14 protein-coding genes are annotated in these 17,159 nt (G+C 33.7%); all 14 read right to left on the reverse strand.

From position 1 onward, the window contains the following. Nucleotides 1-266: 266 nt before the first annotated feature. The 14 genes from Q360_RS0105625 to Q360_RS22385 all read right to left on the reverse strand — a co-directional run bounded on the left by Q360_RS0105625 (nt 267) and on the right by Q360_RS22385 (nt 17,018). Nucleotides 267-3,143 carry a M16 family metallopeptidase gene (locus tag Q360_RS0105625; RefSeq protein WP_027076229.1) on the reverse strand — a complete coding sequence of 959 codons (2,877 nt, stop codon included), beginning with the start codon at nt 3,141-3,143 and terminating at the stop codon, nt 267-269. Nucleotides 3,144-3,837: 694 nt separating this feature from the next. Next, a complete protein-coding gene (locus Q360_RS22355; protein WP_051554579.1) occupies nt 3,838-4,803 on the reverse strand; it encodes a carbon-nitrogen hydrolase family protein in 966 nt (321 codons plus the stop codon). 162 nt (nt 4,804-4,965) lie between these two features. Next, nucleotides 4,966-5,148: a M15 family metallopeptidase gene (locus tag Q360_RS26290; protein WP_211251575.1), complete on the reverse strand. Its 183-nt coding sequence runs from the start codon at nt 5,146-5,148 to the stop codon at nt 4,966-4,968. Nucleotides 5,149-5,169: 21 nt separating this feature from the next. After that, nucleotides 5,170-5,352 carry a M15 family metallopeptidase domain-containing protein gene (locus tag Q360_RS26295; RefSeq protein ID WP_211251576.1) on the reverse strand — a complete coding sequence of 61 codons (183 nt, stop codon included), beginning with the start codon at nt 5,350-5,352 and terminating at the stop codon, nt 5,170-5,172. Nucleotides 5,353-5,697: 345 nt separating this feature from the next. Continuing rightward, the gene (locus Q360_RS0105640; RefSeq protein WP_036195219.1) at nt 5,698-6,723 is read right to left on the reverse strand and encodes a DUF1611 domain-containing protein; all 1,026 of its coding nucleotides are present in this window, start codon (nt 6,721-6,723) and stop codon (nt 5,698-5,700) included. Between the two features lie 12 nt (nt 6,724-6,735). Beyond that, nucleotides 6,736-7,854 carry a mandelate racemase/muconate lactonizing enzyme family protein gene (locus Q360_RS0105645; RefSeq protein ID WP_051554580.1) on the reverse strand — a complete coding sequence of 373 codons (1,119 nt, stop codon included), beginning with the start codon at nt 7,852-7,854 and terminating at the stop codon, nt 6,736-6,738. An 848-nt stretch (nt 7,855-8,702) separates the two neighbouring features. Further along, entirely contained in the window at nt 8,703-8,924 is a 222-nt protein-coding gene (locus Q360_RS0105650; protein ID WP_027076232.1) for a DUF6090 family protein, read from the reverse strand. A gap of 1,163 nt (nt 8,925-10,087) precedes the next feature. Beyond that, the gene (locus Q360_RS22370; RefSeq protein ID WP_051554581.1) at nt 10,088-11,497 is read right to left on the reverse strand and encodes an alpha/beta fold hydrolase; all 1,410 of its coding nucleotides are present in this window, start codon (nt 11,495-11,497) and stop codon (nt 10,088-10,090) included. Nucleotides 11,498-11,689: 192 nt separating this feature from the next. After that, the gene (locus Q360_RS0105670) at nt 11,690-12,766 is read right to left on the reverse strand and encodes a DUF418 domain-containing protein (protein ID WP_027076235.1); all 1,077 of its coding nucleotides are present in this window, start codon (nt 12,764-12,766) and stop codon (nt 11,690-11,692) included. 51 nt (nt 12,767-12,817) lie between these two features. Beyond that, nucleotides 12,818-13,594, reverse strand: coding sequence for a sterol desaturase family protein (locus tag Q360_RS22375; protein WP_211251577.1), 777 nt, complete (start codon nt 13,592-13,594; stop codon nt 12,818-12,820). Between the two features lie 152 nt (nt 13,595-13,746). Next, nucleotides 13,747-14,820 (reverse strand): hypothetical protein, encoded by a 1,074-nt coding sequence (locus Q360_RS24465; RefSeq protein ID WP_027076236.1) that lies wholly within the window; start codon nt 14,818-14,820, stop codon nt 13,747-13,749. Nucleotides 14,821-14,833: 13 nt separating this feature from the next. Further along, nucleotides 14,834-15,250 carry a lipocalin-like domain-containing protein gene (locus tag Q360_RS0105685; protein ID WP_036195259.1) on the reverse strand — a complete coding sequence of 139 codons (417 nt, stop codon included), beginning with the start codon at nt 15,248-15,250 and terminating at the stop codon, nt 14,834-14,836. Continuing rightward, complete coding sequence (locus Q360_RS0105690; RefSeq protein ID WP_027076238.1) at nt 15,234-16,361, reverse strand: DUF418 domain-containing protein; 1,128 nt, start codon at nt 16,359-16,361, stop codon at nt 15,234-15,236. The genes Q360_RS0105685 and Q360_RS0105690 overlap by 17 nt, the downstream gene beginning before the upstream one ends. A gap of 93 nt (nt 16,362-16,454) precedes the next feature. Beyond that, nucleotides 16,455-17,018 (reverse strand): porin family protein, encoded by a 564-nt coding sequence (locus tag Q360_RS22385; protein ID WP_051554582.1) that lies wholly within the window; start codon nt 17,016-17,018, stop codon nt 16,455-16,457. Nucleotides 17,019-17,159 lie beyond the last annotated feature (141 nt).

Consider the following 17,159-nt stretch of genomic DNA (forward strand, 5'->3'; position numbering starts at 1 on the left):
TAATCATATCTTTTTTAAAAGATACGTTATCTAATTGATGCTCTAGCCGCGTTGTTTCATTCTCTGTATTTAAATATATAAAATATAAGACTCACAGAATTTTCACATCTTTTCTGTACACAAGGTCTTTTGGAATTTAGGCTCTTTTAATTGAAGGAATCGTTTTTAGATAGTATTTGTACTGTAAAGTGACAATATAAAACAAAGCGCAGCGTAGTTTTACCGCTCCTTATTTTACACTTTTCGATGGGTTTCGAATTGCTATTTCAATCTTTTATTTCTTTTTTAACAGATGAATCTTTTTCAGGCATAACGTTACCCAAAGCATCTAACTCAACAATTTCATAACCCAATTCAATTAATTGAGCTATGTTGCTAGCCTTATCTCCAACAACAAGAATATTCATATTCTGAATTTGAAGGTGTTTATCAGCCAGACTATTTATTTCTTTTTTTGTGATAGAATTGATAATCTGACCTTGTACATCTACAAAGTTTTTGTCCAAATTGTAATGTACAATCCTACCTAGGAAGTTTGCTTTTTGACGCGGAGTTTCATAGCTACGAGCATCACGCTGACCAATTGAATTTCGCATAAACGTCAATTCGTCATCGGTTATTCCACCATTCTTGTAATTGGTGATTTCCTTCATAAATTCTGAAACGGCTCCTGCAGTAGCTTCTCCTTTTACTCCTGCACTAGCAGTATAGGGTCCAGGATTATCATTAGAATTAAAGTATGAACCAGCACCATAGGTCCAGCCCTTGTCTTCTCTTAAATTTAAATTGATTCTACTGTTAAAAGCACCACCTAAAGCATAATTCATCAAATTAGATTTGAAGTAATTTCCCGTAACATCATAGGGCATATCGGTTATATATCCGATACGGATTTCGGATTGTGGGGCACCTGCTTTATCAATTAAATAAATTTTGGTTTTATCCTGTTCACGTACTGCCGGCATACTAGGAATTTTAGCAGCTTTATTCTCCCATAAATTTAAAAAACTTAAAGAAGGCATGATTTCTTTTTTTGAAATATCACCAACGACAACCAATTCTGATAATTCTGGCGCATAGTATTTATCGTAAAACCTTTGAACATCTTCCAGGGTAATACTAATAACTGATTCTTCTATACCACTTGATGGTACAGCATAGATATGGTCGTCACCGTACAATAATCTTTGGTATACATTCGAAGCAATAGCTGAAGGGTCTTTAATTAAAGATTTCAAATTTTCTAATTGTTGCTTTTTTACACGATTAAAATCTTCCTCAGAAAATTTACGACGGTAGAGCTTTTCTTTAACTATTTCCATCGTTCTAGCCAGGCTCTTTTTTAAAGAATTTATACTGATGGTAGTTTTAGTATTATTAGCAGATATATTAATACTGCTCCCAATTTTTCTCAGCTCTTCTTGAATCTGTTCTGAAGTATAATTCTCCGTAGACTCTGTCATCATCGAAGCTGTTAACACTGCTAAACCAGACTTGTCTGGTGTATAGATGTCCATTCTATGGCCTCCGTTTATATTTAATTGTAGAGCTACTACAGGGATTTCATTGGTTTCGGTACCAATAATTTTCATCCCGTTATTCAATTTTTCTGACCAGAATTCTGGCACTTGTACTAAAGGTGATGCTCCTGGTTTCGGTTGAATACTTCGATCAAAAGTATCGCCTATCGGTCGCGTATATGATAATTTACTATAATCAGTAGTTAAGAACGGGTTGTTCCCACTGGTAATTGGTTTAAAGTTGTTTTCTTTGGCAGGCTTTGTTTTATCGTCAGGCAAAATACTTAAAACCACAGAAGGTTTTCCTTTGATGTACTTTGTATAAACTCTTAAAACATCTTCTTTGGTAATATTTTGATAGCGCTCCAAATCAGCACCAACACTGTTAGGGTCACCCAAAAAAGTTTCATAGCTCGCTAATTGCGATACTTTACCACTTACACTGGCAAGACCATTAATAAAATTGGATTCCATGCTGATTTTGAATTTATCAACGTCATCTTGAGTAACACCTGTTTTTTCGAATTCCTCCAATACTTGGTTTATTTCATTTTCAACATCAGCTAAAACTGCACCAGGAAAAGGAAAAATATTTATGGTGAAAGCTCCTGCTAGTTCACTACATGGATTTGAACTTGATGCCTGGACTGCTTTCTTCGTCAATACAAATTTCTTGTATAAGAAGGAGCCTTTGCCTGTTCCTAAAATATCTGCAAGGCAATCCAATGGAGCCTCGTCTGGATGATGACGTCCAATAGTTGGGAAGCTTAAAAATAGCGCAGGAAATCTAACATTCTTATCTACATAAGAAACATACCTATTTTCATCCAAAACAACTGGATCTAAACGCATTGGTTGCACATCTGGCCCCGCTGGGATAACGCCAAAATATTTTTCAGTCAATTTAATAACTTCCTGTGGGTCAACATCACCTCCTATAGTAAGGGTTGCGTTATTAGGCCCATACCATCGCATAAAAAATTTCTTTAGGTCTTCAACTTTAACCCTATCAAGGTCTTTCAGTTTTCCAATTGTCAACCATGAGTACGGATGCCCATACGGATAAAGTGTCTCGGCCATTAACTCACTGCGGGGACCATAAGGGCGGTTGTCATAGTTTTGTCCCTTTTCGTTTTTTACTGTTTCTCTTTGTATTTCAAATTTTTCTTGTGTTACAGAATCTAGAAAAAAGCCCATACGATCTGCCTCCATCCAAAGCATTAACTCTAGTTGATTACTTGGTGCGGTTTCATAATAATTGGTTCTATCGGTACTCGTAGAGCCATTAAGTGTTCCACCTGCATCCGAGATGAGTTTAAAATGCTCCTCGTCGGCTACATTCTCAGAGCCTTGAAACATCATGTGTTCAAAAAAATGTGCAAATCCAGATTTCTGAACTTCTTCTCGTGCAGATCCAACATGATACGTTATATCAACGTGCACCAGAGGATCAGAATGATCTTCATGGATGATTAATTTAAGTCCGTTAGCTAATTGGTATTTTTCGTAGGGAATAATAACTTCGCTATCGGTATTTGTTACTTTTTCAATTAATTTAGTTTGAGACCACCCGAAGGTCGCGATAAACATAATAAAAAGGATGAGAATACTTTTTGATTTCATGAAAGAGTATTTATGTAATATTGAGTTTTAACATTTGTTTTAGTAAACATAAGTCGACAACTTTTTTATGCAAGGCTTAAGATTCACTTTTTTGAATAGTCATAATTATCGCTAAGCGCGCTCCATTGTACCTATTAATAAGTAGTTTGGCGGAGCATTACAAAAGGATAAAATTATGCTACTTATCAAATATAATCAAACTCCTTATCAAAGCACAGGCCTCGTTTTGTTTTTAATTGTTGCTAGCCAACGTTTTTCTTTAGTCCGACCATTCTAATTCTCTTGCAATCGGCATACTATTTCCCTTTAATCAAACATGTTTTCTTTACATTTTTCTGGACTTTGGTTTTCATATTTTTCAACGTTTTTGATATCCATGTTTAAAAGAAAATTTCCGCGAACGTCGAAAGCCAATCCTCGATTCCTGATTGTTCGTTGGGAGGTTCTGTTGACCGGTTATTGTGTTCCGCCGATAAAACTTTAAATGCCAAGGATTCCAACTCGCTAGTATATTCGCCGATGGAAGGTAAATACCATAAATTCAGTTTAGACAACTACATGTATTCACTGTCAAGCAATTCGATTCTCAATTGTTTGAAATAATTTCTCCAATGGCATAGTTCAAATACACTCCTGTATTAACTTCTGAACGTAAATTTTGTCTAATATTTTTAAAGAATATTATCTTTGATCATCATGTTCGTTGAGGCTTTTCATCGGAGGTATTGTTGTTTGCCGTTTTTTCTTCTTCGATTTCAGGTTGCTTTAAAACTTCAAATTGGAAAATATCATTTCTTGAATAATGTCCAATAACATCAAAATCCAACTTACTCGATTTAATTTCTTCTAAATCTATTTCTGTAACTAAGGCACCTGTTTCATCAAATAAAGGTCCAGCTATTAGTTTGCCTAAAGGAGAAACAATGACACTTCCTCCACGGCACATGTTTTCTGGTTCATCTTGCACTAAAGATTGATATTTATCAGGATACATTGATTTTGTAAAAAACTGGTTACAGCCTAAAACAAAACATCGACCTTCCAAAGCAATATGCTGCATCGTAGCAGTCCACTCTTCTCTTGAATCTGCTGTTGGAGCTATATAAATCTCAATTCCTTTTTTGTACATAGCCATTCTCGCTAAAGGCATATAATTTTCCCAACAAATAAGTCCTCCAAGCTTTCCTATTTTAGTTTGATACGTGACTAAAGATTTACCATCAGCTTCACTCCAAATAATTCTTTCCGAACCCGTCGGTTTAATTTTTCTATGTACACCTAATAGACCATCTGTGGGAGAAATATACAGCATGGAACAATATAAACTCCCATGTGTATTTTCCTTTTCAGTAACTCCAATTACCATGTAGACATCTTGTGATTTTGAGAGCTTTTCAAGCCTTTGTAAATCTTCACTTTTTATATCTATGCTGTTTTTGTAATATTCTAAATACAGATTCCTTCCTTCATTTGTCCTGCTTCCAATTGTAGCACCAAAAGAAAACCCTCTTGGATAACCTGGAATAAATGATTCAGGAAAAACAATTAATTTACAATCTTGTTTTGCGTATTTCTTGGTAAGTTGTTCCACTTTATCTATCGTTTTTTCCTTATCGAAGAAAATAGGGCTATCCTGAATTAAGCATACTTTTAATTTCATTTATTTGCTATTTTTTTAAATGGCAGGCAAGGTTTATATGCATGAGCCGCTGCTTTTTTTGGCATGAAACATTAAAGGCACAAAACGTCTCAAGAAATTTAAGTAAAATTTTCCTAAAGAAAACTGACTCTACAATGTATTATGTATGGTATTACCTGACGTTTATTTTATTTCTGAAAATTGAATATTCTGAATTCGATATGTTTGCCAAGTATGATAGTCATAATGCCACCATTCATATTCATAAACTGTAAAACCATTATTCTCCATTTCACTTTTAAGTAAACTTCTAAACTTACGTTGTTCTGCTGTTAAGCCTTTATAATTTATATCAGAGCCGTTCAATCATTTCATCGTATTGTCCTGTCATTTGAACTTCTTTGCCAGATTCAAGTTCATATAAATTAAGTCAATTGCATAACCTTCATTACGCCTTGAGCCTTCTTTTGGGTTGGCCACAAATTTTTTATTTTTGAAGTATAATATATCCCAAAATAATTTAGTAGCACTCCAAGGGCGATTTCCATCAAAAATAAGTAGACCATACATACCCTAAAAGTTTTAACTCTTCATTTACTTTTTCTATAGCTTCGGCTGTGGGTCTTTTCAAAAATGCTCTTGCTTCTTTATAAACTGATTGTTCTAAAATATTGTTGTTTGTCGCATACCTAATATCCAAATGGATGGTTGAATCTAATTTTAACAACTTTACTAAATCCGACGTTTTAAAATCCCCTTTTTCATAAGGTGGTTTTGGTGCACAACTAGTTGGTAGTGAAAGGTATATCAAAAAAAAAGTCGAAAAGAGGCAACTCAATTTTTTGAAATTTAGAAAGTTATTTATTATTTACGTATAAGCTGCGGTAAGTTTTTAGAATAACAAAGCGTAAAATTCTATTTAATATTAAATGCTATTTCCAAGTAATCTATTATTTTTTTAGTACCATTTTTAAGCGAATCAACGCATGGTAACCCAATTTTTTGAGAAAGATTATCAAGGTACTTTTTACGCTCTTCTGGGGTAAGTTGTGCTGTATTCACACTCACTCCTACACATCTAATTTCTTTATTTGTCAGTTTTCCTATCTGTATAGTTCGCTCTATTAGTTCACGTATCGTGGGCAAAGGAAAATTATCCCATCCCATCATATGCTTTCTATTAGCTTCGTGACAAACAACAAAAGCATCAGGTTGCGAACCTACCAATAGCCCCATGCTTACGGCTCCATAACCAGGGTGAAAAATACTCCCTTGACCTTCAATAATATCCCAATGTCCAGGATTATTGTCAGGTGATAAAAGTTCAGCTGCGCCTGAAATAAAATCTGCAACTACAGAATCAATAGGAATTCCTTTTCCAGCTATCATAATCCCTGTTTGACCACTAGCTCTAAAATCAACGTTCATTCCTCTTCCTTTCATATCTTTTTCCAACGCCAATGCTGTGTATTTTTTTCCTGACGAGCAATCAGTCCCTACAGTAAGAAGTCTCCGTCCTGTACGTTTCTTTCCATTGCCAACTGGGATTTGTTCTGGTGGATTGCGCACATCTACTAAACGTGCCCCAGATTGTTCAGCTGCTTCTCTTAGGCGAGGTATCTCTTTTAAACGGGTATGAACGCCTGCAACAATATCAATACCTTTTAGCAATGCTTCAACTAAGGTATCTATCCAGATATCAGGAATACCCCCACCTATGGCAGCAGTACCAATAATTAAAGATTTGACATTAGCCTCAGTTGCTTCTTTAATTGTCATTGGTGGTAAGCCGAGATCAACAGTGCCTCCTTCAACATTCATTTGCCCTTTACAAAGTGAACGACGCCATTCTACTATTCCAAAACCTGTTTTTGCAAAACCATCTATAGTTTCGTCTCCTATAAAAATTAAATAAGGCGCTTTAAGTTCTATTGTTTTCATTTTTTTTCACCCTTAAATTGTCACTTTACTATCTTGTTCTAAGTCACTTTCATTAAAGGCGGCACCATGACCAATAGCATCTGGCAGATGCAGCAGGCCTCCAATCTTTTCATCAAAAGATACCCCACCAATTACAGGGTCATTCTTAAAGTGGTAGCAAGAATCTAAATCAATAAAACTAATATTGGGTCGTGCCATTGCCAAATGTGCAGCAGCTGACAAACCTAACCTGCTTTCTGCAAAACAACCAATCATACATTTCATTCCTGCAGCTTCTGCAATTGCATTAATTTTAAGTCCTATGTAAATACCTCCTGATTTACCAAGCTTGATATTAAGGTAATCGACAGCTCCCATTTTTGCCAGCTTCAATGCATCTCTATGATCAAACACGCTTTCATCGGCGCATATTGGTAAGTTAACTTTTTTCCTTAAACGAGCAAGACCCTCATAATCCCAGACTGCAATAGGTTGCTCTGCATATTGTAAATTTAATTCTTCCATCGCGTTTATATTGGCTACTGCTGTAGGATAATCCCAACCTTGGTTACTATCCATTTTTAGAGCCATATTAGGTCCTATAAGCTCTCGTACCGCCCTTACATGAGGTACATCATCCAAACCTGGGCGTCCTACCTTTAATTTAATGGCATTAAATCCAGCTTCAATTATACTTTTTGCTTGCGCTACCGTTTCTTCAACAGTACCCTTAATACCTATGGTCAAATCTGTTCTAAGCTCCCTTTGTTCTCCTCCAAGAAACTGGTATAAAGGCATATTAGCAGCTTTGGCTGCAATATCATAAAGTGCCATGTCAAAAGCCGAGCGAACCGATGGATCGCCAATTGTCACGCTATTGATCTCTTGCATTCTAGATGCTATAGCGAGTGCATTCTTGCCTTTAATTAATCTCGCAATAGTTTGCGCAGTAACATAGTTAGTGTCTTGACTATCTCCTGTAATCACTGCGCAAGGGCTGGCTTCTCCCCATCCAACAATACCAGTATCAGTAGTAATTTTTATTGCTAAATTATTAGCTGTATCTAAAACCCCGAGTAGTATCCGAATAGGTTGCGTTATTTCAACATTCATTTTAAATATGTCAATTTTAAGGATACTTATTTTCATCATTTATTCAGTTTTTTATTAGAATTAATAAGCGAAATCCAAATTATTAATATGAATTTTACTATTTATCATTACAGGTAGCGTCTAGATTATGGTCAACAGCTCAGACAATGAAACATGCTGTTTTTGTCTGCATACGTGTCCAACGTATCTTGTTTTGTAATTATTTCATTTTTTTAATTGCTAAATCCTACAGACTTTACCACCTCATAAAAATACACAAACCTTTTGTTTAAGCCCGAGACCTTCATTCTTCATAAGTTCTGTTATCTTTTTGTCATTTTTTATTCGATTTCACGCTCCAACAGTTTGATTGTCTTTTGTATTTTATCTTTAAGCGTTTGCCCTTCTAAATTGTAAACTCGAGAAAATGTAAATATGAATGTTACCAGGCTTTCAAGACGTGGGGCATTTAAATATATTAAATATTTATTTCTTTAGTGCTTTTTCCTATAGTCAGGGTTTTATATTTTCTTACTATGTCTAAAAAACCCATTTTAAGCTCTTATGCTTTCCAAAACAAATAGTTTACGTTGCGTATTATTCCAACTTTTTTTATACTAGGAATGAGTTCAGAAATATAGTAGGCATGTTGTATTTACTTAGACTAGCTATAGGCGTTAAAATCCTAAATCTAATGAGAAAGTAACTGCTTTAGGTTATGGTTTCTAATCAATTTGATAGTTTCTAAATTAACCAAATCAGTTTTGATAGGGTCAAAAGTTGGGTTCATTAAAAAGTGGCAAATATCACTGAAAGAGAGGGACTTGACCATTGGATATATCTTTTGAATTAATATCCAAAACGGTAAGACTTTCTGAAATTAATTTACGGCTCATTTTAGTCTTATTTTACAACTGAAGTAGGTTCGCTTTATAGTCCGTTTTTAGTTGTTTAAGTATTACTTGTTCTTCTTTAATACTTTTATTCTCTTCATTACGTTTATTACTGGTTAAAGCGAACAAAACACCTAGGACCATCAGTCCTACTTCTCCAATTGCATACATCAGATATTTGCTAAATTTATTTTCAGTCCGTATTTTTTGACGAACTCTTCTAAAGAATTTTATCATTGCTTAGCGGTTTGTCATGATGTTCATTAAGGCAGCGATTGTTATGATTAGTGCGGGGCGGAAATAAGACGGGTTTTCAGGAGCGCACTTAGCACAATCTTAAAAGCTCTTTTTTAATTGTTTGCTAATAAGCAAAATCCATAAGATTTTGTAGACAACAGAAATATTCACAGAACTTAACTCAAATCCAAAAGCCATATTAATCATAAGCTTAGTTGGCCCATGCCTTTATGCGCCTAGCTTAATTTTAAAATACTTTGTCCGTTTAATTAGATGAAATTGATAGAAGTTGATTTCATAAAACTTTATTTTTCTGTAAAGTCCAGTTGATGATTGCATTATAGGTAGGGTATCCAATAGCATTCTTTGATACTTTAGTTGCTTTCCTACCTCAATGGATTTTTCCAACATTAGTTTTCGAATACAAAATCCGCGTGCCTCCTATTTTAAGTACATTCTTTAATGGACTAATTAACTCTTTTAATTCCCTAATTCCAAAATATCCTTATTCCAAATTTTTATTTTGATGAGCTATAAAAATTGCTCTTGAATACGGACTTTCTATATTTTTAATTTCTTTATTGCTATTTTGAAATTCTAAGGCAACCCTCAATTTGAGATATGTATTCTTTGAATAATTGCATAGCAGCTTTATAGTCTTTTCTGATTTTGCTGCTATCAATTCCACCATAGCAATCAAATATTTTTTATCTGATGCCTACAACGCTCAGTATTAAATGTGTTTAAATATATTTTATATTGTGTTACACTCCGTTTTTATTTCTCAATATCTTCATCACTATTTTTAGCTATATTACTTTTTATTTGTTTTGAGAATCTAAGTAAATTAAAGGGTAAACAAGAACGAATAGTAACGTGATTTTGATTGTTTGATTAATGATTGGTACTACCAACAAAAGTTTAATTTGTTACAATCGAAGTTGTATAGAACGCCTAGTATAACAATAGCCAGGGTTTAAAACTCACTTATTTTTCAGTTTAGCACTGAGACAAATTTATAATTTTCTTTAAACTGTCAAATTGTCAATTTGACGGACTTTGTTAGTGTGCACTAACTTTCGGTTTGACATTTGACCCTTATTATTCTTATACTTCTTTGTTACCTGCTGGTTTTTGAAGCCACTAAGTTAGATGGCGATTTTCTATTTCAATGATGTGTTTTTATCACTTATTGTTTTATTTTTTATAGGATGTCCTCTCTTAAATTTGGAAACAACTGATGCAAAACTATCTGGGGCAAAAAGAGCTATAAAATGTGGTGCATCTGTGACCTTTATAAAAGTTACAAGATTATTTTTTGATAGTTGCTCAAAATTACGAATGGCACCAGAAATATGAGTTTTAGGGTCTAAGGTTCCGTGTATAATTAAAGTTGGCGGCATATTCTCAGGTGTTTTTCCAAAATATATATCTCGTTTATAAGTAGGCATTGAGTTCTCGGCTATTAAATTTGGTAGCGGACTTGCAAATAATAGATTTTCTGATTCTGTGATAACCTCACTCTTTTTCATCTCTGGTCTTAAATTGTTTTCAGAAGATGTAATTACTTGGGTCAGTGGTATAGAGCTCGATGATGATGTGTATTTCGCTCCATAATCACTGTAAAATTCTGTGATTTTTTTGATTGCATCGTTTAGGGGTATATAGTTTTCTATAGATAAAGCCTTTATGATTTCTGGTATTTTGTTACGCACTTTTGGAAAATCCAGCATCATTCCAAAAAGAATAGACAAATCTTGCTTTGGTAAATTTTTAGCAAAATCTGGATTGGTTTTAGATTGCTGAATGATGTTTTGCAATTGAGAAACTAAAGAGACAGCATCATTAGATTCTAATTTGTCAAAACGTGCTAATACAGAATGTCCAATATTATCAGTAACAATTGATCTATGACTTAAATCATAATCATCATCATCTTGTAATGGAACAAGTGAATCTAATATTACACCATCTAGTTTTGTTGAATTTAATTGAAGTAGCCGCAGTACTAATTGTGTTCCATAGGATACACCGTAGATATAACGTTTCCCTTCTCCACTAAAATTATTGATTAACAAATTAAGGTCTTTTGCTGCATTCGTAATAGAGAATGCCTGCACGTAAGTTTGATTACTGTACATTTGATTATAACAAGACCCCCATTCATTATTAGCTAGTGAAATCCCATCTGGAGAGTCCATCGCTTCTTCTTTAGGACATACTTTACTTGAAAGTCCGGTTCCTCTATGATCTGGAACTAAAATATCTAAATGAGGAAATAGTTTTGAAAATTGAGCTATTAAGGGATATAAACTTGCTCCAGATTCTCCTGGACCTCCTGGAATTAACCAAATAGATCCTTGCCTTTCTTTTACAGATGGAAATTTCCTAACGAACAAATCAATAGTTTCATTGTTGTTGGGGTCATAATTTAGCGGTGCTTTTATTATGGAACAAAGTGAGTATTTAAATTCATTAAAATCAGCGCAATCAGTACATTGTGAAAACTGGGCTTTTACAGTTATTGTAAATAATAAAAGTATTACCAGTATTTTAGTTTTGTTTTTTAACATTTTAGATTGGATTTAATAGGTTTATTGATTTTTACATTAAGTTTATTTTTTTACAGCTTGCAGGTAACAAAGGTGTAATGAACATTTGGTCATTATACCTTCTAATAGGATGTTGTTTATATATAAAACTGCAGAAATTACTGTTAGGGCTGTTTTTAGGGATATAATTTTCATATTTATACAACTCGTTATTTAATCCGTTAGCTTTCTCAGTATCCATTCTAAGGGTCCAGAGTTGTAATATTTTTTCCAAATAACTGCAAATACAATACATAGTAAACTAAATACGATTGCATAACCAACTGAAAATTCAATTGAATAATCTCCTATTTTAGAAGGGTTTATTACTTCAATAATTCCCATTCCAACAATAACGTGTGCTACGTAAAAGGTCAATGCTAATTGGCCCATTTTGTTTAAGGCATCAATGATAAAACTACTTTCAAATTTTTTTGCAATTCGTATACATGCTGAAATTAGTGCAAAAGAAATCGAAATACCATTGATCATATACATAGGTAGAGGCGGCATTGGGTTTGTTCCCAAAATCTCAGTTAGTTCCAAAGCAGCCTCTTGGTTTCCTTCTGATAATAGTAAGATGGACACATAGGACACAACTTGAATAGAAATAAAAATGATGGAACTTATCCAGAATATTTTTTTCACGAATTTGTCGTTGTGTAAATCCTGTTTTCCGAACCAATAACCAAAGAGCATAAATGCAGTCCACGGCATTACTGGATGAAAACCATTAAAGAAAAGATTTCTCATAAAACCTTTAAATGTCCAAAAATCTTGATAGTCTAAGGTGTCAAAATCCCAACCGGTCTCGTAATTCAAAAATGTTATTATAATTGGATATGCTATAATTATGGAGATACCTGAAATTAAGATTGTTCTTTCTTTACACGTTAATAGTACCATTATGATTACCATATAAATACCATAAAAATGTAGAATATCTGCTGGCCAAATTGTGATGTATGAAATACCAACAAAGAATAGAAATACGGCTCTTTTCATAATTCTAATCCGAACATTTTTTAATTTGGCTTGATCGTCATTTTTAATGGCAGAATTTGTCATTAAAGCAAGACCAACACCAGCTAAAACTACGAAAGTAGCGGCAGCTTTTCCATCAAAAATACTAGCGAACGATTTTACCCAAGATTGTCCATTTTCGCCAAATATAACTTTGAAATTGACGATAATCATTCCGATAACTGCCAATGCTCGTGCTACATCTATTCCTATTATTCTTTGTTTCATTAGGTTTTTTTAGTTTCAAAAAATAGTAATCTATTATCCCACATTATTCGATTATTCTTTGAAATAATCTGGTCTCCATGATAAATTTCCAAAGATTATCTTAAATCGATCTTTCCACGATTTACACTTTTTTAGATCTTTTCGTATGCTTTTAAATTCTATGAAATTAATTAACATTGGGTTGTTGGTATTTATATCTTTGGTTAACCCATAAATAACTTTTTCCTCTTCCTTTTGATAGGTTCCAAATACTCGATCCCAAATAATCAAAAATCCACCATAATTTTTATCTAGGTATTTTTTATTTGATCCGTGATGTACACGATGTACCGACGGTGTATTAAAAATTTTGTCTAGCCAACCTAGTTTTCCAATACGTTCTGTATGTATCCATGTTTGAAATTGCGCGACTAGGATAAGTCCTACTATAGCTTGAAAAGGACTAAAACCTATGAGTATCATTGGAATTAAAAAAGCCCATTCTATCAAGCCCTCCAAAATGCTCAGTCTAAATGAAATACTTAAATTATAATCTTTAGAAGAATGATGCACACTATGCAAAGCCCATAAAATTCTTTGTTCGTGCTCTATTCTATGCATCCAATAATACGTTAGGTCTGCAGCAAAAAATGCGAGTACCCAAGTCAGTAAGTTTAGAGGTATAGAGAGTGGAGTAAGCAAATGAAATGGCATTAAACAAATAACGCCAATGGAACCGACAACTGTTTTTTCTAGAACCTGATTCATTATAAAAATTAAAAAATTAGCACCTGTATCTTTCCATCTTCTTTTTTTTGCGGTAATTAAATCTGTTACTGTTTCAATCAAAATTAGGCTAATATTGAAAATAAAAAAATAAGTAATGAAGGTCATTATTTGAGATCCTTCAAATAAGGATATTAATCTTGTGAAACTCATTTTATAAATATTTTAATTTTAGTTGTGCAATTATGGCTTGCGCGTTCCGAAATAAAATGCACTTAAAAATTAATTCCTAATTCCAATACAAATCCAATATTTCTATTGATTACTTTAGACGTCTGCCATTGTTGAAAGAGACCAGCTCCAATTACAATTCCAAAATCTTTCCAAGGAATTATTTTCACTCCTTGGTTCGTACGAAGACCTATTAAAAAATTAGTAGATTTTTTGTCTTCTAAATCTCTTAATACTTCCATTCCGATAGGTACATTTAGACCAATATCGAGATAAACACCAGGTGTTATTTTGAGATAGCCATTGAATCCTAAACCTAAGGCATACGAATCAGCAGAACTATACCCACGCTCTTGTACTACATTTGATTTAGCTCTAGATTGACCATACCCTATTACAAAAGGAATAATAAGGTCTTTTTCATTATCTGAAAATCCAGTATAGGAAACGTTCCAACCCTCATTATATTTATCCGTCATTCTTTTAAATGTTAGCATATTGAACCACTTCCCTAAAGGAACATAGGTTTCAAAAGTGGATGCTTCCGTAGTGGAACTCGCATTATCTAGTATTCCATCTTTTGTCAAAATATTGGTAGTATTTGCTTTTTGTGCATTGATGAAGCTCCGTAAGCAATATTCTAATACCGCTCGGATTCTTTGTTCGTGGGTTTCGTAGATTTCCGTTAAATTAGAAACTGGAAAAACCTGATCTTCATAATGAACTACGTTATAAAGTTCTTCTCCGTTTGCTGCATAGAAATACAGTTCAATATAAACCCTTGCTGTTCTCTTATCGATACTTGTTTGTGCTTCTTCAATTTTTAAATTATTAATCCTTAAAGTAATCGGAACTCTGTCACCTGTTTTAGGCAGAGCAGCATCCATAAAGTATTTGATTGTTGTTGCAGTACCATTCTCAAAACGTAGTTTTACTTTCTGATTAGAATTATCTTCTATAACACCAAGGTGTAGCTCTTGACGATCATCTATTACGTTGTCTACATAAAAATTCTGATTCTTAATCTCGAATGGAACTTTTTTTAAATCTATAGTTGTCTGTGAAAAACAGATAGCACAACTAAAAAACACAGCTAAAATATTTATTATTTTTTTCATCATCATTTATTTATTAAATAGGTTTATTGTACTGTACTTCGACGTCACTAATTTCACTAATATCATACTTGAGTATTAAGGATTTCTTTGAAATTGAGATGATATAGGCTTTTATATTTTTACCATTTTTATCGCTCATTACAACATAAGCACCGTTTGTATTTAGGGTGTAAGTTCCTTCTTCTTCTTTACCTTCTGATTTTGAAATAAAAGTCATGTCTTCCTTAAAAAAGATGTAATCTCCTTTTTCATTTTTGTTGGGCGGATACTCCTTACTTTCGATTTTATAGGTATCTAAATACCATGTATCGAATAGCATATTTGTCATGTCTTCCTGTCCAAATATATTGCTACTGACAGCGATTATTAATAGGCTTGTTATGCTTACTGTCTTAATACTATTCTTTAATTCCTTATAATTTTTTATCATTTTCATTGTAACCTGTTTTAGTAATTTTTGATTTGCTTATTAATCCCATTAACATTGATATAGGGCCTTTTGTAAACCTCAGGCTCCATAACATAGAGAAGATTATAGAAACGATACAGAAATCTATGGCATACAGAAAAGCAACCTCTGTACTTAAGTTGTTTTTACCAAAAAGCAGGTATACACCTAATATGCCCACAACAACATGTAGTATGTAGTGCGTAAATACCATTTGACCCGTTTTCGCTAGAATTGATAATCCGTCTCTAGTATTCATTTTTTCAGTAATCCAGACGCATAGTAGGATTATTGTAAAAGACCAGCTTATACCTGAAATCATAAATAGTGGCATCGGTGGGAATGATTCTGTTCCCCAGATAGCCAGTATATCTTCGGCCGGCATATTAGTATAGTGCAGAGCGATGTAACCAAGCCTAAAGGAACTCATCTGAACCAAGAAAAATATGGTTATGGATAATAATAGGATTAGGTTTCTGTTATTTTTATTTGTTATATTTTGTCTTCCGAGCCATATACCTGCTAGTACGAAAGCGACCCAAGGCACCACAGGATAAAAACTATTCACTAGTAAATTCTGGAGAAAACCATTGAAGGTCCAAAAACTATTGTACTGTTTAATGTTCCAATTCCAGCCAGTTCCCAAGTCCACATAACTCAGAATAAGTGGATAAACAGCGATTAAAATAACTACGAGTATCCATAGACTTTTCGAACGTATTGAAATCAATAAGGCACCGATAGAAATAAAAAAACCGTAATAATGTAGAATATCAGTAGGCCATAAAGGCAGGTACATCAATCCCAACACAAATAAAAACGCGCCCTGTTTTAGTACTATTCTTTGTTTTTCCCATAACTTTATTTTATCGTAATAAAATAAATTTGTCTTGACCAACAAGGAAATTCCAACACCAGCCAATACAATAAAAAGAGCGGCTCCTTTGCCTTGCAACTGATCTAACACCTTGGACAATAACCCATCATCATTTAGCCTTGCCAGACCCAAATCAAAGTTGACGATGACCATAATGAATAAGGCCAAAGCACTGGCAACATCATACCCTTGGATTCGTTGTTTACTTTCGAACATATAATACAGGTATTTTGGTGTTAGATTTAAGGAGTGTAATTATCGGCTTAGAGGCCGCTCAAGTATTGCGTTTTGACTTTGTTAGCCTAACTTTTAAAAGTTGTAAGAAAGTGCCAATTGGAAGGTTCTATTTTTAATTTTCCCGGGAGTTTTAGTAATATCTAACACACCATAAGAATAGCGTAACCCTATTTCTACATTGTCGACAAGGCGATACCCCAGACCCAAGACTGCACCAAAATCCATTTTTTGATAATCCAATGTAGATGGGTTATTGTCTTTTTTGCTTAAAAGAAGTCCAACATAAGGACCTGCCTCAATACTTATTTTCTCAACTGGATAAAATTTTACAAGTGCAGGGAGAAGGTTTACATAGTTTAACTTTACCGTTTCAAAGCTTCCTTTTTTCTTAGCTCCCTGAACGGAAAACATAGCTTCCGAACGAATCGATACTTTTTCAGTAAATCTGTATTCCGCAAAAATTCCGGCTAAGGGACTTATTTTACGCTTTCCGTCGGCATTGTTTAGATTCGAGAGATTCACCCCAGCTTTAATCCCGAATTCTAAATTGGAGCTGTCATTTGACTGTGCACTGCTTGTAAAGGTTCCGACCAATATTAATGATAATATCAGAGTAGTAGTTTTTAATGCAATCATAATTTTTCTTTTTTAAATTATTATAAATGATTTATATTTATGGGACAAATGTATTTTGGGATGGGCATTTAAGCGCTCTTCCCTATAATACCAAACAAAAAAAAGTGTCTTCATTTATCGGGAAGACACTTTTTTTAACTG

The organism is Maribacter antarcticus DSM 21422 (assembly GCF_000621125.1).
GTDB lineage: Bacteria > Bacteroidota > Bacteroidia > Flavobacteriales > Flavobacteriaceae > Maribacter > Maribacter antarcticus.